Below are 20,061 nucleotides of genomic sequence, written 5' to 3' on the forward strand. Positions count from 1 at the left end.
TGGCGGGTTCGAGTCCCGGCGCTTTATTGAAAAAAGCACGGCACCGTGATGGTGCCGTGCTTGTGCCTTTAACTGGAGCGGGCAACGGGACTCGAACCCGCGAGTGTCAGCTTGGGAAGCTGATGCCTTACCACTTGGCGATGCCCGCTTGTGTGTTGGCTAGTATAACGCGGTTGTCTTGTTCGATACAAGGGTAACGATGCTTGTTTTAGCTGTGGAGAATCGTTTGAAAATCGCATCAATTGTGGAGACGAGGACCTTTGGCCTCCTGTTCTCCTTATCTTCTACCTGCGCTTTTGCTTGATTGTTGTATTTGAGCTCAATTTGTCAGGAATTGGGCAAGCTTTTGGTCAGGCTCCGGTACTTACCCGCATGAACCTCGGGGGTAGCCTCATCCTACGCGTCGCAACCTCCCCATGCGGCGCACGAGGGATAAGGAGCAGCCATGTCCAACGCACCCACGCACTCTGTCCACAGCGCAATCGCAACAGGTCCGCTGCTCCTGCTCCTCTTCCTGCTTTTCGGCTGTCTGGCACCAGGAGCCGCATTTGCCGTCGATGGCTACGACCAGCTCGGCTTCCGCACTATTAGCGATGATTGTGGGCCCTTCTTCATCGGCAAGTATGAAGCTCAAGACGCCTCGATTGCCTACTGCATGAACCAGGAGCGCCCCGGCCCCACCAAGCCGGGCGGCCCATGGCTCAACTTTGATCAAGGCTGGGTGTGGCTCGACGACGAGTTCGCGGCAATCGTTTGTCACGGATATCCTACCGCCACGTCGTTTGGCAGTTACCATCTTTCACCCGATCGCGCCCGCGCCGCCACCCAGCTTGCCGTATGGATGCTCAACGGCACTACCCATGTCGACGGCACCTACTCCTACACGACCGCTCAGGGCAAAACCAAGAGCGGGCACTTTACCGCCGACAATGAAGTCGTGGCGGCTGCGCGATGGCTCCACGACAGCGCAAAATCAGGAAGCATCAAAGCCGCTCCGCACCGCGCGCGGCGCTATCTAGGAACCGTATCGGGCGGCAGCAAACGTCAAGACATGCTCTATGTACTGCCGGCGGTCTCTGTTTCCTTCCAAAAGCAGTCTGCAAACGCTGCCCTTACCAGCGGAAACAATACTTATCAGTTTGACGGGGCAACATTCGATGTTTTTGAGAGCGCCAGCGGCGCGCGTGTCGGCACCGTCCAGATGGACAGCAACGGTCGAGCGCAGGCAACACTCCTACCCAACACGGCATACTATCTAGTTGAGACAACAGCGCCAGCTGGTTATATCCCCCTGCACGATCGCATTGCCTTTACCACGACGGATAACGGCGGATACGTCACCATTGATGAACAACCCGGCACCATTACCTTGCGCATTGTAAAGCTCGACGCCGCAACGAATGCAGGCCCCCAAGTTGGGGCGTCGCTCGCAGGAGCAGAATTCGTGTGCGTATCGCAATCAACCCCTGGATGGACACAAACTCTCAGAACCGATGAAAGCGGTCGAGCTACCCTCACCGATGTCCCCCTGGGAACCTTTACCATCTATGAATCGAAGGCGCCCGAGGGCTATTTGCCCTCCGGTGACAGTTGGTCTTACACCGTTGGAGCCGACCAACTCGGCGATTCAGGCGTGGTCGAGATCGAATCTCGCGTTTCCGATATCCCCATTGCGTTTGACCTTGAGATTTCCAAATTCAAGGACTACGGCAATAGCGATCAATCCGGCCTGGAGCAGCCGGCAGGAGATGTTGTCTTTGAGGTTGTCAGCAACAGCTCTCAGCAGGTTGTTGGCACACTGACTACAAACATCTATGGCTTTGCCTCCACCAAAGATCAGCCCGGAGCATGGTTCGGCACAGGCAAGCGACCCGCCGGTGTCCACGGAGCCATCCCATACGACCGCGCCGGCTACACGGTTCGTGAGGTTCCGGAAACCGTTCCCGAGGGTTTTAAACGTGCGGGGGAATGGACCGTCGAGGCCAATCAGATTTCCGACGGCGCCGAGCTTCAATATATCGTGGACAACCACGCTTTGTCGACGCATCTCCAGATTGTAAAACGCGATGCCCAAACAGGCGCTTCTGTTCCCCTAGCCGGATTCACCTTCCAACTCCTCGACAGCAATCACAAACCTGTCTCACAAACATGCTGGTACCCAGCACATAACGTAATGGACACCTTTACGACTGACGCGACCGGCACCGTCACACTGCCCGAATCGCTCGTGCCGGGCACCTATTATGTACGCGAAACCTCGGCCAAAGAGCCCTATCTTGTCGGCGGAGAGATCGAGGTAAACATACCCGCCGATATAAACCTAACGCCCGTTGCAATCGTCTCGTATTATGACCACGCCGCGACCGGAAACATCAGGATCGTTAAAACCGATGCCGTAGACGGCAGCAGCCTCGCGGGCGCCATCTTTGAGATCCGTGCCTCAGGTGATATCGTGCGCCCCGACGGTAGCATTGCCGCGCTCGACGGTGAGACTGTCGCTACCGTCACGACGGATGAAACTGGAGAAGCACGCGCGGACGACCTCCCGCTGGGATCTGGCACCGCACGCTACGAGGTTGTCGAGACTCAAGCGCCGACCGGCTTCTTACTCGATCGGACATCTCATATTGTCGACCTTACCTATGCCGACCAGAAAACACCCGTTGTAGAAGCACGGCTTAACGTATCCGACGATTACACCAAGGTTGATATCTCCAAGGTCGATGCAAGCGGAGAGCAGGAAGTGAAAGGCGCACAGCTCACCTTATATGGTCCCGATAAAACCGAAATAGACTCCTGGACCTCATCCGACAAGCCGCACCGCGTCGAACATCTTGCACCCGGCATCTACTCGTTGCGCGAAATGATGTCTCCGCGGACCTATGACCTTGCCGAGGAGATAACGTTTGAAATAAAGGATACGGGAGAAGTCCAATCCGTCGCGATGAAGGATGCGCCCATCGAGATCAAAGGACAGGTCGACAAGCGTCAGGAGCTTGTCCAACCTATCGGGAAGGGTCTGCTGGCCAACGGCGATGGAAAAAACCGCGCCGCGACGCAAACCAATACGGACGGACTTTTCTCCTATACCATCGACGCTCGAAACGATTCAGCTACCTGGGTTGATGAATTCACAATTACCGATGATCTTGAGTGTGCCGAGGACGATACAGCGAGATTCGTCTCAATCGAAACCCCCGTCGCCATCGGCGACCTCAACGGTCTATGCAACGTGTGGTATCGCACGACGCCGTTGGACTCGACAGACGCCGATGAGCCGGCAAACGCGACACTTGACGATGGGCACGAAAATCCTTGGCTTGAGTCCGACGAAGTAAAAGAGAGCCTGGGTGAGGATTGCCGCCTCGTCGATTACGACGGCTGGCACCTCTGGAAGGCGGATGTCTCGACCACGGAATCCATCACACTCGAGGCGAAAGAACTCGACCTTGCATCCAATACCGTCGTGACGGGCATTCGCATTGAATACGGTGCAGTAGCCGCCGACTTTACGACTCGAAGCGATGTGGATTCTTGGACCCGCGATGATCTCAAAGATGAGCACGACGACCTTGACGATGCCAAAGCAATCCTTGGCACAGATGCTCGGGGCGCAGTCGTGCACATGCAGGCAACGTCGGCTTATACACCCCAAACTGCACTCACCAACAGCGCACGCGTCGATCTTTGCCGCAACGGCGGCGGCGATAAACTTGAGTCACATGACGAGGACCGTGTCATTCAACGCTGTACCCTACCGCAGGACCTACCGACAACAGGATCAGCTCCCATCGCCGCTTGCATCACCGCGCTCCTGACCTCGGGTGCCGCAGCCCTATGGTTCGCTCGCCTTAGGTCAATCCCAAAGAAGCGCTAGCGCGATGAAAAAGCGGGCGAGCCAGTCCCCCGGCTCGCCCGCTTTCAATCATTTAAATCGCCGTATCTACTCTGCAGACGAAGATCCACCATCAACGATTGCTTGCTCGGACTCAGGAATCCCATCGGCACCCGTGCTCTGTTCTTGCTCCACCTCTTCGCTGATTGCGGAGGCGGGGGTCGAGCCCTTCGCGCCCACGATGTAGGCAGCTCCAAACCCTAACGCAATGGCAATCAAGGTCAAAATCACGTAGACAGGCCAATGGCGCTTAATATACGAAAACACGTTGACTCCTTAGAGCTCCGTCTACGAACGGCGGATAACCTCGGTCACGACCTCGGATACCGTGGCAATGTTCGTCGGGTTGACATTGTGGGGCAGGTCGTCCTCGGTACGAGCGCAAGCCAGACGCGTGCCGTCCACGCCGGCGATGGTGAGGGCTCGGCGGCTCGCCTCGAGCGCGGCGTAGGCATCGGTCTTGGCATAGGGCATCTCGAGCGCGCCACAATCGACATGGAACGACTTGCACACCTTGCTGACCAAGTTCATGATGCGGCGATCGCCCTTGAGCAGCTGCTGTTCGCCCTCAACCGTCACCACCGAAAGCCTACCGGCGCCGACGGATTCAAGATTGATGAAGAAGACGCCGCGGAGCTTATCGCGATGCGAAGCCAAGAAGGCCTTCATACCGGCGCCATCACAATCCGAGGCGCCCGTTGCCACAAACCAGATATCGTGACCGAGCAGCTCATCGTCGCCCATAGAGGCGACAGCCGAGAGCATATCTTCGGAAGAAGCGCCGTCGGAAGACGCAGCGCCGCCCTTCCAGCCATCGTTATCGTCCTCGAAATTATCCCACGAACCGATGCCGCGACCGGACTTCTTGGCATCGTAATCGTCTTCGACGCCCAGCCAATCACTCATGCTGTCCTGTTCGTTTTTCTTTTTACGACCAAACAGACCGCCCAGGCCGCGCTTGCGAGGCTTGGGTGCCGCCGGGGCGGGAGCCGAAATGGTCTCGATCGGCTGAGCGCCCGACGCAACGGGCATAGGAGGCGCAACGGGTGCCGATGTGGGTTCGGGACCCCGGGCGGTAGCAAAGGGGTCGTTGACCTGTGCAGAGGGGTCAGGAAGGTCGAACAGCGACGTGCGAGACGCAACGTTTGCCTGCTTCATCGACGGCAGTGACGGATCGGGGACCGAAGCCAGCGGAGACGAGGAAGGCGCGGGCGACGGAGCCGACGCCGGATCGGGAACATTCATCTGCGGACGCGGTGATGCCTGGGAGGAAATCTGGGCCATAAGGGAATCGACCGTTTCGTCCTGGGTGGGAGCAACATCGGCAACCGTGGCACCGGAACCACTCGGGGTCGGCATGGTGAAAATCTGCGTGGAGTAAGGCCTCGACTCATCTGTCTCGGGAGCCTCGGAAACCGTAGGCACTTCCTCCTGTTCGACCTCGGTCGAATCATCTTGCTCGGCTGCCGCGTATTGCTCTTCGTCAGAGTTGGCCTCGACGGGCTCGTCCTCGGCGGCATCTTGGATTTCGGCAGCATCAATAGGCTCGTCATCGCCTGCCGCGTCGCCCTGCTCATCGGAAACAGGAAGGGGCTCGGCAATCGCGGTGCCTTGCTTTTCAAACGTTATCGTGGAATCGAACTGCGCGGCATCAAACGACATGGTGCCATCGACGTGCTGCTGAGCCTCGAAAGACGTCGTCGCCTCAACAACATCCGCGGACGCCGGTTGCTGGAACTCAAAGGACGTTGTAGCTTCGGCAGCGTCGACGGGCACGGACTGCATAGTCTCGTTCTGCTCGAACTCCTGCGCTGCGCGCTCGCGTGCCGCCTCGGCTGCCTGCTGCTGAGCGATAGCCTCCTGCTCGGCAGCCTCGCGTGCGGCAGCGCGCTTCTCCTCGAAATCGTCGACAAATTTCTTGCCCTTTGCAAGCGCACCCTTAAAGAAGTTGGAAGCGCTGGCGCCAATCGAAGAGAACGCGGATGCAATATCGGCATGGGGCGTTGCCGCGGGAATCTCGGCCGAGAAATCAGTATCGCTCTCGTAAGACACGCGCCTCGGCTGTTCAACGTAATCGTCGTCAGACTCGTCCGTAACGTCTTGCGCCGGCGCGGCGGGAGCCAAAATGTCCAGTCCTGCCGCGGGATCGATCACGGACACCGCCTCGGGCTCGGCAACGACAGCGGTAACCGCGGCAGACTCATCATCCACGGCGACAACGGGCGCAGGTGCAGTCACGACGGGGGCAGGCTCGGGCTCAAACGTCGGCTCCTCGCCTTCCTCGTAATCGAGCGTGCAGGACTCGGGAAGCATTCCGAGCGCACGGATGGCATCCGAACCAAAGCGGATGTTGCCGGCGGCATTGCGATAGAGCTTGGGCTCGGGCTCGGCCGCGACAGGCTCCTCCGCCGGCTCGGCAGCGGGAACCTCGTCATTGAACTCTTCGGCCTGGACAGCCTGATTCTGATCCTCGGGCACGATGGCGCCAATCAGCGTCTCGTCGGCAGACGCACCCTCAAAGCCCTCGATCTGCTCGTCGAAAGCCTCGCCCTGTTCGAGCTCGGTCTGAGCGTCGGGAGCAATCGGCTGACCGAACTCGTCCTCGGCGTAGGTAGGCTCTTCATACTCGATGGTGTTGCCGTAGTCGTTTTGCTGTTGGGCCGCGGCATGCTCCGCTGCTGCGCGCGCCATCTCCTCGGCACGACGCTTCTGCTCCCCAAAATAGGTATCGAACGGAACATCGTCGGGAAACTCGTTTTCACCCTGGAAGGGAGCAACGTTGTCCATAACGCCGAGCATAGCGGCGACAGAAGACTTGTTGCACACCGCGCCGGACGTATAGGGAAGAATGTAGCGGTTAGAAATGATGTTTGCCGCGTTGGCGAGCGCAACGAGGGAAGCGAGGATCGCGACAATCCACAGCAAAACCTTGAGCGCGCCGGGGAGCGGCAGGTGGCGCAAGATGGCAACGGCAGCAGGGGCAACCGTGGCAACGGGCAACAGCTTGGCGATGAGCGCACGATACGAAGCATAGGGCTCGCGGGCGAGCAGCTCGGCACGGGGAGAGTCGTAGTGTGCGACAACGACCACCGGGCGGTTGCGCGGAGACGCGAGCGGGCCCGAGGCCTTGTGGTAGGCGATGACATTTTGGCTCACGCCCGTCTTGCCCAGGCGCGAAACCACGGGGTGGCCCGTGCGCTCGAGCACGTAAAGAACGGCGCCGGCAATGGCCAGCAAGGTGCCGACCAAGCCGATACCGCCGCCGATGCCCATCAGTAGGGCGCCGGCAAACGCAAGAATACCGGTAACGGCAAATGCCAACCTACTAGGCGCCGGGGCATTGAACTCCTGAACCTCGGGATCAAAGCCGTGGTTGCGGAAGATCTGAGCGATATCCTCGGCAGCCAAGCGCTCTTCTTCGCTGCATGCCGGCGTAATGCCGGTGTTCTGCAGCAGGTGGTTAATATAGTTCTGGGTGTTCGCCATGTGCGCTCCACATCCATAATCCGACAAATAGGCCCAATGCATGCACATTAGAACCGTATATAGTCGAAAGTATACCCCGAGCGAGCGCAAACGACCGAATTCGGGCCATCTTAACGCCCCGAGCGGACAAGGATATAGCCTAATCTCCATATCGGACTAAAATCATGGCAGCAAACCATCTTCTCATGCGAGGACTCTATGACGGCAAGCGACGCGACCGCGACAATTAAAAAGGGGAATTCGGAGCCCAGTTTCGATAAAACGGCTCAGCGCATCCTCAATCTTTTCTTTGTGCTCAACAGCTCCCCCGAACCGCTGACGACCAAGCAGATCGTCTTGGATTCTGACCTGGGATATGGCTCGGGCAACATCGACTCGGATAAGCGCAAGTTTCGGCGCGATCGTGACAAACTGCTCGAGCGTGGCATCTTAATCAAGGAGGTTCGCCCCGCCGGTGCGCAGGAGACCGAGGAAAGCTCGTGGACAATCGACCGCGAGCACACGTTTGCGGCAGGCGGCCTCATCACCGCTGACGACGCCGATATCCTGCTCAACGCCATCGACCAGACACTAGCGGCCGGCTCTTCCGCCTTTGCCGCGCCGCTTGCCGATATTCGCTCCAAGATTGCCTATCTCACCGGTAGGACGACGGTGGACGAAGCACCGATTCGCCGCTCTCCCACCGTCGATGCGGTATGGAGCGCCTTTGCCGATCGTTGTGCACTGCGATTTTTATATCAGAACGGGCGCGGCGAGCAGAAAGAACGTACCGTCTGCGTCTACGGCATGTTCGAGCACGAGGGCTCGGCGTACTTTTGCGGTCTCGACAATGCCACCGGCGACATCAGGACATTCCGCTGCGACCGTATCGTTCGCGCTTGGCGTCCTTCGAAGGCCTACGTCATCCCTGCGGACTTCAATCTCAACGACTATCTGTTCTTTGAATTCGATTTTGCCGACCAACCGCCCGTTGCAGCTACGTTCTCGTTCGCCCCGCAGACGCAGATCGATATGATCAACGGCCTCACGCGCGGGCGAGGTGAGCTCACACACACCGATGCGGGATGGACCTGGACCGTTGACGTGCGCGATCTTGAAGCCGCCGCCTCATTTTGCATGGTCCACGCCATGGACGGCATGAGGCCCATGGCCCCCAAATCGCTCAAACAGGCGTGGAACCACCTCATCGAAAGGACGGTGCACGAGCATGCCCGTGCGTAAACTCACCAGCGAGCAGAGGCTCTCGCGCGCCATCGACATCATGGAGGCCCTCTACGCCGCCGGCGAGAACGGCATGACTCGAAACGAGATTTGCAGTCGCTTTGACATCACGGGGGCGTCGCTCGACGAGATTCTCGAGATCGTCTCGACGCTCGCGGACCGAGAATCGGGTGCGCGCATCATCTGCGAATGCCACGGCGAGCGTGTGGTCCTCACCGGTGACGCCGGACGTGTGCTACCGCTGCGCCTGAGTGCCGCCGAAGGCGCTGTGCTCAACCATGAACTTGAATCGTTGGGGATCGAGCCGCAGACGGCAGCTCGGATTCGATCTGCTCTTCTACCCGAAGAGCTCGGCTATAACCAGCGCGTCTTTGACACCGTCAACCACGGGTCGCACTGGCAGCAGCTGAGCTGCGCCATTCAAGACGGCGTTCGCTGCCGTATCTCATATCGTTCGATGGACGATGCACGGCCACGCGAGCGTCTGGTCGACCCCTTGCGCATTACGGCAAACGGCGACCAAACATACCTGATTGCCTGGGACATCGCAGTCGATGAGCAGCGCACCTATCGCATGGATAAAATCGAGGGACTCACCTTGACGGAAGACTCCGTCGTGCCTCACGCACCGGACGTTGCATCCCTCCACGATTCCCTTGCCCGGACGCAGCGTAGCGCAAAGCTCTTGATGCCATTCGATATGGCGGAGCATCTGGACTGGGCCGGCATCACCCTCATCGAGCGCAGTGGGGCAGACACGGCAACGGTAACCGTGCATTACGGCTCCGAGCGTTGGCTGCTGAGCCAGATAATCGCAGCGGGCGGAGCCATCCGCATCTTGGATGACCCCACCCTGTCAAAGCGTCTGTACGATATGGCAAAAACCCTCGTCTGTCCGCTTTAGCGCCGCCGCTCGTGGCGTGCGCGCCACAGTTGCAGATAGTGACCGATCTGCGCCGATTCGATGCGTTGGTAGGAGCTCGTGGGCAGCGACGTTAAGAACTTCTTTCCGTAGCCCTTCGTCACCAGGCGCGGGTCGGCCAGAATCAGCACGCCGCAATCAGTCGACGAGCGGATAAGGCGGCCGGCCGCCTGCTTGACCTCGAGCACTGCCTCGGGCAGCGAATAGCGCGCCCAAGCGCGGTCTTCGCGCAGGTTGCGCTCGCACGAGAGCGGGTCCGTGGGGCTCGAGAACGGCAGCTTGGGAATGATAACGCAGCGCAGCGTCTCGCCGCTGGCGTCAAACCCCTCCCAGAAGGCCTTAAGCGCAAAAAGCGACGAGGTTGGCTCGTTGATAAACCGGTCGCGTAGGCGACGAGGAGATGAGTTGCGCTGCTGGCAGTTGAGCTCCAGACCCGCACGGGCCATCTTGGGCTCAACGCGGGCGTACAGGTCTTCCATGTCGCGCCGATTGGTGAACAACGTGAGCACCGATCCGCCCATGGCAAGATGGGCGTCGACCAGCACGCGCTCGAGCGCCGTAAGATAGCTCTCACGATCGCGCGGATCGGGGATATCGCCCGCAACGACTACAGCCATGTTCGAATCGAAGTCGTAGCTCGAGTCCAAGTGCAGCGATGAGGATGTTGAAGCACCGATGCGATCGAGGCCGACCGCATGGTTAAAGTGTTCAAAGCTTTTGGACACCGTCATGGTCGCCGAGGCAAAGATAGCCGTGTGAACCTCGGGCAGCCACTCGGTTGCCAAAGCCTCGCCAATGTCGATGCGCTCTGCGGTCATCGACTCTCCGCCGGCACGCAGCCTGCGATTGACCTGTAACGAATACACGTAGTGTTCATCGGTGCCATCAATGATGAGTTTGAGGTTCTCGGCCAGCTCGTGCAGGCGGCGCGAGATATCACCCAGGTCGACAACAACCTCGGGCTTGTCGGCGGCGACGGCTTGCACCAGCGCGTCGACGCTCTTGTCAGCTTGTTCCAATGCGTCGATGGCAGCGTAGGCCGACGGTAAGAAATCATGCCAGTCGTCAGATTCGCGCAGCTCGGGGCCAATCCATAGATTGGCATTGTCATAACCCCCACGCGCACGGCGGCCGAGCTCGCGAACGCCATCGAACACGTCGGCGATTGCCATGCTCGCGCGCGCAACCGTCGACGTCGCCTTGGCAGTAAGGCCCAGATAGAGCGTAGAGCCCTCGGAGGTTGCCAAATCACGGGAAACCTGGCTTAGCGCGCCGGTGCTCGAGCCACCCAGACGCTCAAACAGAACGCGCGATTCATCCGCCGACACCACGCGCGCCCACTGACGGCGCGCCTCGCGCTCGATGGAATGGGCCTCGTCGATTACCCAATGACGAATCGGAGGCAAAATCCTGCCCTCGGCCGCGACGTTGCGGAACAGCAGGGAATGGTTGGTAACCACCACATCGGCATGCGCCGCACGACGGCGAGCGCCGTGGACCAAACATTTATCAGGAAAAAACGGGCAGAGGCGACGAGCACACTCGCGCGAGGCCGTCGTAAAGTCGGGACGGTTGACGCTGCGCCACCGAATGCCGAGCGAGTCGAGGTCGCCATCGGCTGATTGGCAGACGTACGCCATAATGACCGCGACCGCCGTGAGCGTGTCCGCCGGATCGCGCTTGGTGGTAATCTCGACCAGGCTGCGGCTCATGCGCTCAAGCTTGCGCAGGCACGGATAGTGGTCATATCCCTTGAGCGCGCAAAATGACAGACCACCGTCCAGTTGCTCGGCAAGTTTTGGCAGCTCATGGTACATGAGCTGGTCGGCAAGATTATTCGATTTGGTCGCAATACCAACCGTGATGTTGTTACGGCGTGCTGCCTCGGCAAAAGGCACCAGATAGGCCATCGATTTGCCGACGCCTGTGCCTGCCTCAATTACTCGATGAGTGCCCGTGACCAGCGCATCGCGGACCTCGAGCGCCATCGCGATCTGCTCATCACGCGGCTCGTAGGTGGGATACATGCGATTGACCAGGCCACCTGGCGCATAGTCTGCCTCGATCTCCTCACGACTCGGCATCTTGAGAACCGGCAGCTCATCGGCGTCCACCCGATCGTCGGCGCGATCGGCCTTGAGAACGTCAGCACGAGCGGCGCTGAGAGAGAAGATAGAACCAGGGTTCTGCCCTGCCAAGAATGAGAAGATAGGACGATAGGACCAAGGCACGTCCGGATGCATGTCGGCTAGGCGCGCCATGAGGCCCTGGGGCAAGTCGGTGAGCGCCACGAGCAACACGCGCCATACGCCACACAGGGCGTCGACGTCGGCATTGGCACGGTGTGATACCGAGTCGCAGCCAAACAGATCGGCCATAAAAGACAGCTTGTGCGAGGCCAGGCGCGGAAGCGCGATGCGCGACAGCGCCAGCGAATCGATCCAAATATCGCTCACGTTGACGCCGCCTTTGACCGACTCGATAAACGAGCGGTCGAACGTGGCGTTGTGTGCGATCACCGGGCAGCCACCGACAAAATCGGCGAGAGCGGCGACGGCCTCAACCGCCGACGGGGCATCTGCCACATCGGCATTTGTAATGCTCGTGAGCTCGGTAATCTCGGCGGGAATCAGCTGCTTGGGATGCACGAAGGTATCGAAGCGATCGATGACCTCGCGGCCCGAAAGACGGGCCGCCGAGATCTCGATCAGCTCGTTGTCCTGCACCGAAAGACCCGTGGTCTCGGTATCGAGGACAATCACATCTTCCTCGATAAGGCCGAAGGACTGCGTTTTGGCGCGGTCGGCGAGCGTGGCATAGGAGTCGATGACAAACTGCGGCGTTCCTGACGAAACCGCGTCCTCGATTAGCATGCAATGCCCGCTCGACGAAGGCCCATACGGATCAGGCTGTCACAGACCTGCGGGAACGTCATGTCGTCGGTGTGGCGGATCTCATCCGGATACAGCGACGTATCGGTCATGCCGGGAATGGTATTGGTCTCGAGGATAACGGGGCCGTCCTCGCTCACAATAAAGTCGCTGCGCGAGATACCCAGGCAACCGAGGGCCTTGTGAGCGGCACAGGCAAGTTCCTGAGCGCGAGCGTAATTCTCGGGTGAAATCTGCGCCGGAATGCGATGGATATCCGTAGGGTCGACATACTTCACGTCCAGATCGTAGAACTCGCAGTCCTCGGGCTTACGAATCTCGACAATCGGCAGGGCGCGCACGTCATCTTCGCCGTATACGCCGACGGTGATCTCGGTACCCTCGATGCACTTCTCGACCAGCACTTTGTCGCCGTACTCAAACGCCTTGGCGATTGCCGCGGGCAGCTCGGAGGGCTCATGGACCAGGGAAATGCCATAGCTGGAACCGTTGACGGCCGGCTTCACAAAGCAGCGCTCGCCACAAACCTCGACGATATGATCGATATCGACTTCATCGCCCACCTCGAGCGCAAGGCCGGGGGCAATGGGAATGCCTGCCTTGGCGTATAGGAGCTTAGAGACCTCCTTGTCGGCACCGCAAGCGCTGGCAAGTACGCCCGAGGCCGTGTAGGGGATACCCAGGGTCTCCATGGCACCCTGCATGGCGCCATCCTCACCGCCGGCGCCGTGCATGGCGATAAATGCCACATCGAATCCGCCGGTCGCCATGGTTACCATAAAGTCATCAGCGGCCGTGTCAAGCAGCTCCACCGAGGTGTAGCCGGCTTCCTTCAGTGCCACCACAACGTTCTTTCCCGAATCGAGCGAGATCTCGCGCTCGGCGGAATGACCGCCCGCCAAGACCGCTACGTGCATGTTCTCTAGGCTTTTACCCGGCATGGGCAGACTCCTCCTCTATAATTTCTGCAGCTGATACCATATTGTAGCGATACCCTCTACGTTTCCCCAAAATCGAAAGGCTTCCATGAATCCCAGGACTAAATCTCAGGACATTCGCGACTTGAGCCAAAACGATATTCGCGAGCTCGTGGCCGAACTCGGCCAGCCCGCCTTCCGCGCGAAGCAGCTCATCGAATGGGTCTTTGAGAAGAACGTTTGTTCGTTTGACGATATGACTAACCTTCCCAAGGCTTTCCGTGAGCAGCTTAAAGAGGCTTTTGCCTTTGATACGCCGACTGAACTCACCAAGCAGGTTTCCAAAGATGGCTCGCGCAAGTATCTGCTCGAGTACCACGATGGCATTTCCGTCGAGACTGTCGGCATGCCCCGTCGTAACAAGCTTTCCGTCTGCGTTTCCACCCAGGCAGGCTGCGGCATGGGCTGCGCCTTTTGCGCTACCGGCCTCAACGGCCTCAAGCGCTCTCTGACCGCTCAAGAGATCGTCGACCAGGTGCTTCATGTATCCAACGACTTTGGCGAGCGTGCCACAAGCGTTGTCTTCATGGGCCAGGGCGAGCCGTTTGCCAACTACGACGAGGTTCTCAAGGCACTGCGTATCCTCAACGACCCCGATGGCATCGGTATCGGCGCTCGTCACCTCACCGTCTCTACCAGCGGCGTTATTCCCGGTATTCGCAAATTTGCCGATATCCCCGAGCAGTTCACTCTTGCCGTTTCCCTGCATTCCGCCATCCAGTCGACGCGCAATAAGCTCATGCCCGGTGTTAAGAAGTACACGCTGCTTCGCCTTCACGAAGCGCTTCAGCTCTACACCGAGAAGACTGGTCGCCGCCCGACCTATGAGTATGCCATGATCGAAGGCGTCAACGATACGAATCCCGAGATGCAGGCGCTCTGCGACTTCTGCGAGGGAACGCTGTGCCACGTTAACCTGATTCAGCTTAACGACATCGAGGGCAGCCCGCTCAAGCCGTCGCCGATTCATAAGGTTGAGGATCTTCAGCGTCGTCTTGAGTCCCGTGGCATCGAGACCACGATTCGTAACTCCCGTGGTAACGATATTGACGCCGCTTGTGGACAGCTGAAGCAGCGCTTCAAAGTTCAGAAGAACGCATAGGGGAGTCGCACTCCAAAACGTTTCATGTGAAACATCGAACGACCCCGGTTGCAGGATATGCAACCGGGGTCGTTTCATTTATTGACCTCAATTTTGGACCAGTTGCTACCTTTCCAATTTTTTACGGACAAAATAAGGGGCCCTTGTCTCATGAATCAGACAAGGGGCCCCTCAAAATATGCAGGGTAATTGTTAGGTACCTAATAGCCTACATTTTCCCACTGGTTGCTAACCCAACCTTGATTGATCTTAGGATTTTTCGTTACCTGAGCAGTGCGCATGGCAACATCTTCTGTCATAACATCCATTTTCTTCTTGGAAGTATCGACAATATCTTGCGCGCCACGAAGCAAACGACCTCGAAGTTCATCGTCTGTCGCGATCTTATAGCCAGCAAAGGCACCAGCCGCGACAGTCGTCACCAATGAAATCGCAGTTAAAATCTTATTCCTCATCTTGGCCTCCTTGATCAAACTGAATCATTTCACCAAGAATACGAGAGAGCTCTTCCTCGTCTTTAAACTCAATCTCAATCTTATTCTTTCCACGCGAGCTCTTCACGCGCACGTTGGTATTAAATACCTGACGAAGTACACGCGCAGCCTTTTTAAAAGACTGAGGCGTTGCAGGCCTCGGCGTCTTAGGCGTCTCTCCGGCAGAAAACAATGGAGCAAGATTTTCTGTCGCTCTTACGGAAAGGCCCTCCGCAACAACCTTCTCTGCAAGTCGAATTCGAGCATCCTCATAGGGAACTGCAAGAATCGCACGTGCGTGACCAGCAGTAAGTCTACCCTCAAAAATCATCTGCTGAACTACTTCGGGGAGATCGAGAAGGCGCAGCGAGTTTGTAATTGCAGAGCGTGACTTGCTTACGGCCTTCGACAATGCCTCCTGGGTCATACCGCTAGCATCGATGAGCTGGCGATAGCCCTTAGCCTCTTCGACGGGATTCAGATCAGAACGCTGAAGGTTTTCGATAAGAGCAAGAGCCAGCATCTCTTCATCATTAACATCTTTAATGATGACAGGCAGTTCCTCAAGACCAGCAAGCTTTGACGCCTGGTAACGACGCTCACCAGCGATGATCTCATAGCCGTTTCCATGCTTGCGAACCAAGAGCGGCTGCAAAACGCCATGTTCTTGGATTGACTCGCTCAACTCGCGAAGTTCAGTTTCATTAAAGTGAATTCGCGGTTGATTAGGGTTGGGAACGATATCCTCAATAGGTAGTTTTGTTTCAGATGCGGCATTTGAAGCAGATGCAGCAGAACCACCGGTCTCATACTCAGCCTCTGAGACCAAAGCATTGAGTCCGCGTCCCAATCCACCACGTTTCTTTGCACTAGGCACGCTTGATCACCTCTTTTGCAAGGTTCATATACGCTTTTGCACCCTTATTTTGAGGTGCATAGGTAATTACCGGTTCTCCAAAAGACGGAGCTTCAGAGATTTTAACCGTACGGGGAATCAGCGTCTTAAACGCCTTATCACCAAAGTACGATTGAACTTCCTCAACAACCTGATTCGACAAAGAAGTACGTGAGTCATACATGGTCATAAGCACGCCATAGGTGTCTAAGCCCTTGTTCAGACGTGATTTGACCATCTTCATTGACTCAAGCAGCTTCGTAACGCCCTCGAGTGCGTAATACTCACACTGGATTGGAATCAAAACGCTATCTGCTGCGGTCAAGGCATTGATAGTAAGCAGGCCGAGCGAAGGAGGACAGTCAATGAAAATAAAATCGAACTCGTCCTGAATCGGCTCAAGCAAATCTTTGAGGCGGGTTTCACGAGCAATTGCGCTTACGAGCTCAATTTCGGCACCTGCAAGCTGAATCGTAGCTGGAATTACGAATACCTTTTTGCAATTTGTATCAAGAACAAGCGATTCTGCCGGCACATCATTCAACAATGCATCATAGATGCAGTGATCAAGGTCTTCTTTTTCAATTCCAAATCCACTGGTACTGTTTCCCTGCGGATCAAAATCGACAATCAGTGTCTTACGACCCTGCTCGCCCAGTGCTGCTGCAAGGTTTACAGCCGTCGTTGACTTACCGACGCCGCCTTTTTGATTGATGATTGCAATGATACGCGTGTCTTTTGCGTTCTTAGAACGCTTAACGTCGCGAAATCCCACGGTCCCTCCTGGTGTGTATTAAAGCTGTCAAACGGAGGATGTTTCACGTGAAACATTCCGATTCGATATCAACCGCAATGTTTCACGTGAAACACTGCAAGTTGTTAATATCCATTATGTTTCACGTGAAACATCTAGGCAAGCGGATTCTTCTTTGCTATTCCATTTGCACGAGGCAACGAAACAGATGCTGGATGACTCTTCTTAAGAACAATGAACTCCCTGTGACCCAGGCCCTCAGGCAAATCGATTGCGTCATTAAGAAGCAAAGTGAAGCCGCAGATCTTAGCTGCTGACATGCCGGAAGCAAGCTCCTCATCCGAAGGATTGCCCTTGGTGATAACAAATAGCCCTCCATCCTTGAGAAACGGAGCCGCATACTCAACAAGAATCGGTAGAGGGGCCAGTGCGCGGGCAGTTACGACAGAGAACTGCTTCTTATGGCTTCGAGCATATTCTTCAAGCCGATCATGAACCGCATGAGCATGTTTCAGTCCAAGAGCATGAACAAAAGAATTGACGGCCTCAACCTTCTTACCAACAGAGTCAATATAAGTAGCTTTACGATGCGTGGTTATGGTTAACGGAATACCAGGGAAGCCTGCACCTGTTCCCATATCGAGCAAAGCTCCCTCAGGAGCCTTATTGATATAAGGGAGCAAGACAAGTGAGTCGAGGATATGAAGTACCACAGCATCTTCTACGTTAAGAATACGGGTGAGATTGGTTGTCTTATTTGTTTCCAAAACCAAATCCAAATGCTGAATACATTTCCTTAGCTCAGCATCAGTTACGCTCAAGGAATACTCTTTGCAATAGGATGTTAGACGACTCAACATCTCGTCAACCTGCAGATCTGTAAGTACAAACAACAGAAGCTCCTTTCTGACAAAAATCAGTGTATCGAGAACTTTTGACAAAAAAAGGGGACGTGGAAACCACGCCCCCTTAGCATAAGCTCGAGTAGATTATCGAGCAACAATCACCACATGGCGATCAGGGTCAGAACCCTCAGAATGGGTATCGACGGCATCATTGCCACGAAGTGCAATATGAACGAGTCGGCGCTCATAGGCATTCATGGGCGGAAGCGAAACACTCTTATGAGTGCGAATGGCACGCTCGGCAGCAGACTGAGCCATGGAGGCAACCTTGTCCTGACGGCGGCTCTTGTATCCCTCGACGTCCACTACAACCGGATACCTAAAGCCGAGCTTGCGGCTCACTAGCAAAGAGAACATAACCTGAAGGGCATCAAGGGTGCGACCATGACGACCAATGAGAACAGCAAGGTCGGGAGCCGTTACATCCAGAATCAGCTCACCCTCGTCGCCCTCATACTCATCGATAGGAGAGTTGGCGGCATCGAAGTGCGAAAGGATGGAACGCAGGATGGAAATCGCGACATCGGCAATGGTGTCGAGCTCCTCGTCGGTCAGCTCTTCACCGGCCTTGTAGCGCTGTGCAATCTCGGGATAATCGCCCGCGACCTGCGGGGCAACCTCCTCAAGCATATCCTCGATGATCTCTTCAGACATAACGTACTCCAAAAGTTAGGTACCTAAATAAGATTGATATCCCGCTACTTCTTCTTGTGCGGGCGCGGCTTCTTCTCGCGACGAGTGACCTCAACCTGCAGCGGCGCGTTCTTAAGGCGCTCCTCCTCATCGGCCTTCGCCTTGTCGATGACCTTCTGCGTCACAAAAATCTGCTGGATAACCTGCCAAGCAGACGAGACGTCGTAGTACAGCAGAACACCAACGGGAAGGCTCCAGCCCATCCAAAGCATCATGACCGTCATGACAACGGCCATCATACGCATGCTCTGAGCCTGCTGGCCGGTCTGGTTGCGCGACATATAGAGCTGCGGAATCAGGGTCAGGACAGCGAACAGGATCAGGCAGACCAGCGCAGGCAGCGCGACCATAAAGCCATCGGCAAAGGAGGCACTCGGCGTGGTGGTCAGGTCGGGCAGAATATTAAAGAACGAGAACGTGCCGTCGTTAAAGTAGTCCGGCAGGTTACGCAGCAGCGTAAATAGGGCGAACAGGACAGGCATCTGAATCAACAGCGGCAGACAACCAGCCATCGGGTTGAACTTGTTCTCGCTGTAGAACTTCTGCATTTCCTCGGCCTGACGCTGGGGATCGTCGGCATAGCGCTCCTGGATCTCGAGCATCTTGGGCTGCAGCACCTGCATGCGTGCCGTCGACTTAGTCGACTTGAGCATAAGCGGCGTCAGCAGCAGACGGATGATGACCACCAGGATGATGATGGACAGGCCCCAGTCGACCGCAAAGGTCTGGATGAGCTTGAGCAGCTCGAAAAGGATGTTAACGATCCAATCCCACATGTAAGTTTTCCTCCGATAGCGAGTGCCCGCTAGGGCACAGGGTCATAACCGCCGACGTGCAGGGGATTGCAGCGAGCGATGCGCCTCACGGCAAGCCAGCAGCCTCTCAAAACACCGTACTTCTCAATCGCCTGGACGGCGTATTGCGAGCACGTTGGGTAATAAATGCAGGCGTCAGGCAATAAGGGCGAAATAACCTGTTGATATATGCGAATAGGAGCGATGGCAACACGTCGCAAAACGTGATTGCTCATCGCTCCTCCCCGGCAACGCCGGCGCGTTTCATAAGCGAACGCAATGCATTGTCCATCTCCTGCGGCGAGGAAACCCTCGTCTTGGGAGTTGCGAACAAGATGATGTCATAACCCGCAACGGGAAATCCACAGCTGCGGGCGGCCTCGCGCATCACACGCTTAGAACGGTTGCGCACGACAGCACAACCGAGCCGTTTAGCACCAACGAAGGCGACCCTTCCGGAGTCGCCTTCGCCAACCGATTCACATATGGTCATTCGAATCAGAGGGTGATTGAAACGACGCCCCTGACTGAACACATGCTCGAAATCTTGCCGAGACTTAATAGTCTTCATGCGAGATGTGTGTATCGCTGCTAGACAGTGAGACGCTTGCGGCCCTTGGCGCGACGACGGGCGAGCACGGCACGACCACCCTTAGTGGCCATGCGGGCACGGAAGCCATGGGTCTTGGCACGCTTACGCTTATTAGGCTGATACGTACGCTTCATCTTAAGTTCCTCCTGCTGCATTTCGAGTGTCCGCGGGGGCGCGGACGCAGATATAGACACGTGAGCTTGAAGATTGTAGGGAAATCAATGTTCAAATGTCAAGAAATCAAAGGTAAAAGGTTACGCAGTTCACACGGTTCCCCCATAAGCCGAGCTCGATTTAGCGGTGCATGGCAACTTTTCACGATATTTCATCGAGTTTTCAACAGGTCATGTTGGCAATGTTGAAAACTTTTCGTCCGTTTTCCAAAGTTTTCAACAGGTTTTGAAAAGTTGTCGAAAGATGAGAAACATTGCACGGTGAGCTACTATTTGTTCGAAACCTTT

17 protein-coding genes and 1 tRNA gene are annotated in these 20,061 nt (G+C 56.5%); 4 read left to right on the forward strand and 14 right to left on the reverse strand.

The window, feature by feature from the left end; translation table 11 throughout:
* Positions 1-73: 73 nt before the first annotated feature.
* Positions 74-148: transfer RNA gene (locus I2H81_RS09465), tRNA-Gly, on the reverse strand.
* 297 nt (positions 149-445) lie between these two features.
* Here I2H81_RS09465 and I2H81_RS09470 point away from each other — a divergent pair.
* Positions 446-3,877, forward strand: a complete 3,432-nt coding sequence (locus tag I2H81_RS09470) for a SpaA isopeptide-forming pilin-related protein (protein WP_195645375.1) — start codon at positions 446-448, stop codon at positions 3,875-3,877.
* 66 nt (positions 3,878-3,943) lie between these two features.
* On the opposite strand, the gene I2H81_RS09475 is transcribed toward I2H81_RS09470, so the two are convergent.
* Together I2H81_RS09475 and I2H81_RS09480 are read right to left on the reverse strand one after the other, a co-directional pair.
* Complete coding sequence (locus tag I2H81_RS09475; protein ID WP_022094153.1) at positions 3,944-4,162, reverse strand: hypothetical protein; 219 nt, start codon at positions 4,160-4,162, stop codon at positions 3,944-3,946.
* A 21-nt stretch (positions 4,163-4,183) separates the two neighbouring features.
* Positions 4,184-7,381 carry a hypothetical protein gene (locus tag I2H81_RS09480; RefSeq protein ID WP_195645376.1) on the reverse strand — a complete coding sequence of 1,066 codons (3,198 nt, stop codon included), beginning with the start codon at positions 7,379-7,381 and terminating at the stop codon, positions 4,184-4,186.
* A gap of 198 nt (positions 7,382-7,579) precedes the next feature.
* On the opposite strand from I2H81_RS09480, the gene I2H81_RS09485 reads away from it, so the two are divergent.
* The gene (locus tag I2H81_RS09485; protein ID WP_195645377.1) at positions 7,580-8,602 is read left to right on the forward strand and encodes a helix-turn-helix transcriptional regulator; all 1,023 of its coding nucleotides are present in this window, start codon (positions 7,580-7,582) and stop codon (positions 8,600-8,602) included.
* The gene (locus I2H81_RS09490) at positions 8,589-9,506 is read left to right on the forward strand and encodes a helix-turn-helix transcriptional regulator (protein ID WP_195645378.1); all 918 of its coding nucleotides are present in this window, start codon (positions 8,589-8,591) and stop codon (positions 9,504-9,506) included. The genes I2H81_RS09485 and I2H81_RS09490 overlap by 14 nt, the downstream gene beginning before the upstream one ends.
* Here I2H81_RS09490 and I2H81_RS09495 read toward each other — a convergent pair.
* Positions 9,503-12,397, reverse strand: coding sequence for a helicase C-terminal domain-containing protein (locus I2H81_RS09495; RefSeq protein WP_195645379.1), 2,895 nt, complete (start codon positions 12,395-12,397; stop codon positions 9,503-9,505). The genes I2H81_RS09490 and I2H81_RS09495 overlap by 4 nt on opposite strands.
* The gene (locus I2H81_RS09500; protein WP_117637917.1) at positions 12,391-13,356 is read right to left on the reverse strand and encodes a D-alanine--D-alanine ligase family protein; all 966 of its coding nucleotides are present in this window, start codon (positions 13,354-13,356) and stop codon (positions 12,391-12,393) included. The genes I2H81_RS09495 and I2H81_RS09500 overlap by 7 nt, the downstream gene beginning before the upstream one ends.
* An 85-nt stretch (positions 13,357-13,441) precedes the next feature.
* Here I2H81_RS09500 and rlmN point away from each other — a divergent pair, with 85 nt between their 5' ends.
* Positions 13,442-14,494: a dual-specificity RNA methyltransferase RlmN gene (gene rlmN, locus I2H81_RS09505; RefSeq protein ID WP_055251319.1), complete on the forward strand. Its 1,053-nt coding sequence runs from the start codon at positions 13,442-13,444 to the stop codon at positions 14,492-14,494.
* A 200-nt stretch (positions 14,495-14,694) separates the two neighbouring features.
* Here the strand turns inward: rlmN and I2H81_RS09510 are convergent, their stop codons facing one another.
* The 9 genes from I2H81_RS09510 to rpmH all read right to left on the reverse strand — a co-directional run bounded on the left by I2H81_RS09510 (position 14,695) and on the right by rpmH (position 19,734).
* Positions 14,695-14,949, reverse strand: coding sequence for a hypothetical protein (locus I2H81_RS09510; protein ID WP_195645380.1), 255 nt, complete (start codon positions 14,947-14,949; stop codon positions 14,695-14,697).
* Positions 14,939-15,844 carry a ParB/RepB/Spo0J family partition protein gene (locus tag I2H81_RS09515; protein ID WP_195645381.1) on the reverse strand — a complete coding sequence of 302 codons (906 nt, stop codon included), beginning with the start codon at positions 15,842-15,844 and terminating at the stop codon, positions 14,939-14,941. Before I2H81_RS09515 ends, I2H81_RS09510 begins: the two co-directional genes overlap by 11 nt.
* Positions 15,837-16,637: a ParA family protein gene (locus I2H81_RS09520; protein WP_055251322.1), complete on the reverse strand. Its 801-nt coding sequence runs from the start codon at positions 16,635-16,637 to the stop codon at positions 15,837-15,839. The genes I2H81_RS09515 and I2H81_RS09520 overlap by 8 nt, the downstream gene beginning before the upstream one ends.
* A 134-nt stretch (positions 16,638-16,771) precedes the next feature.
* Positions 16,772-17,437, reverse strand: coding sequence for a 16S rRNA (guanine(527)-N(7))-methyltransferase RsmG (gene rsmG / locus I2H81_RS09525; RefSeq protein WP_229108172.1), 666 nt, complete (start codon positions 17,435-17,437; stop codon positions 16,772-16,774).
* A gap of 168 nt (positions 17,438-17,605) precedes the next feature.
* A complete protein-coding gene (locus I2H81_RS09530) occupies positions 17,606-18,175 on the reverse strand; it encodes a Jag family protein (RefSeq protein WP_022093802.1) in 570 nt (189 codons plus the stop codon).
* A 44-nt stretch (positions 18,176-18,219) separates the two neighbouring features.
* Positions 18,220-18,990, reverse strand: a complete 771-nt coding sequence (locus I2H81_RS09535) for a YidC/Oxa1 family membrane protein insertase (RefSeq protein ID WP_055251326.1) — start codon at positions 18,988-18,990, stop codon at positions 18,220-18,222.
* A gap of 29 nt (positions 18,991-19,019) precedes the next feature.
* Complete coding sequence (gene yidD / locus I2H81_RS09540) at positions 19,020-19,244, reverse strand: membrane protein insertion efficiency factor YidD (RefSeq protein ID WP_022093804.1); 225 nt, start codon at positions 19,242-19,244, stop codon at positions 19,020-19,022.
* A complete protein-coding gene (rnpA, locus tag I2H81_RS09545; protein ID WP_082435526.1) occupies positions 19,241-19,579 on the reverse strand; it encodes a ribonuclease P protein component in 339 nt (112 codons plus the stop codon). Before rnpA ends, yidD begins: the two co-directional genes overlap by 4 nt.
* A 20-nt stretch (positions 19,580-19,599) precedes the next feature.
* Positions 19,600-19,734 carry a 50S ribosomal protein L34 gene (gene rpmH, locus I2H81_RS09550; RefSeq protein WP_019127408.1) on the reverse strand — a complete coding sequence of 45 codons (135 nt, stop codon included), beginning with the start codon at positions 19,732-19,734 and terminating at the stop codon, positions 19,600-19,602.
* Between the last annotated feature and the right edge of the window lie 327 nt (positions 19,735-20,061).

This window comes from Collinsella aerofaciens (genome assembly GCF_015561195.1).
Classification (GTDB): domain Bacteria; phylum Actinomycetota; class Coriobacteriia; order Coriobacteriales; family Coriobacteriaceae; genus Collinsella; species Collinsella aerofaciens_AC.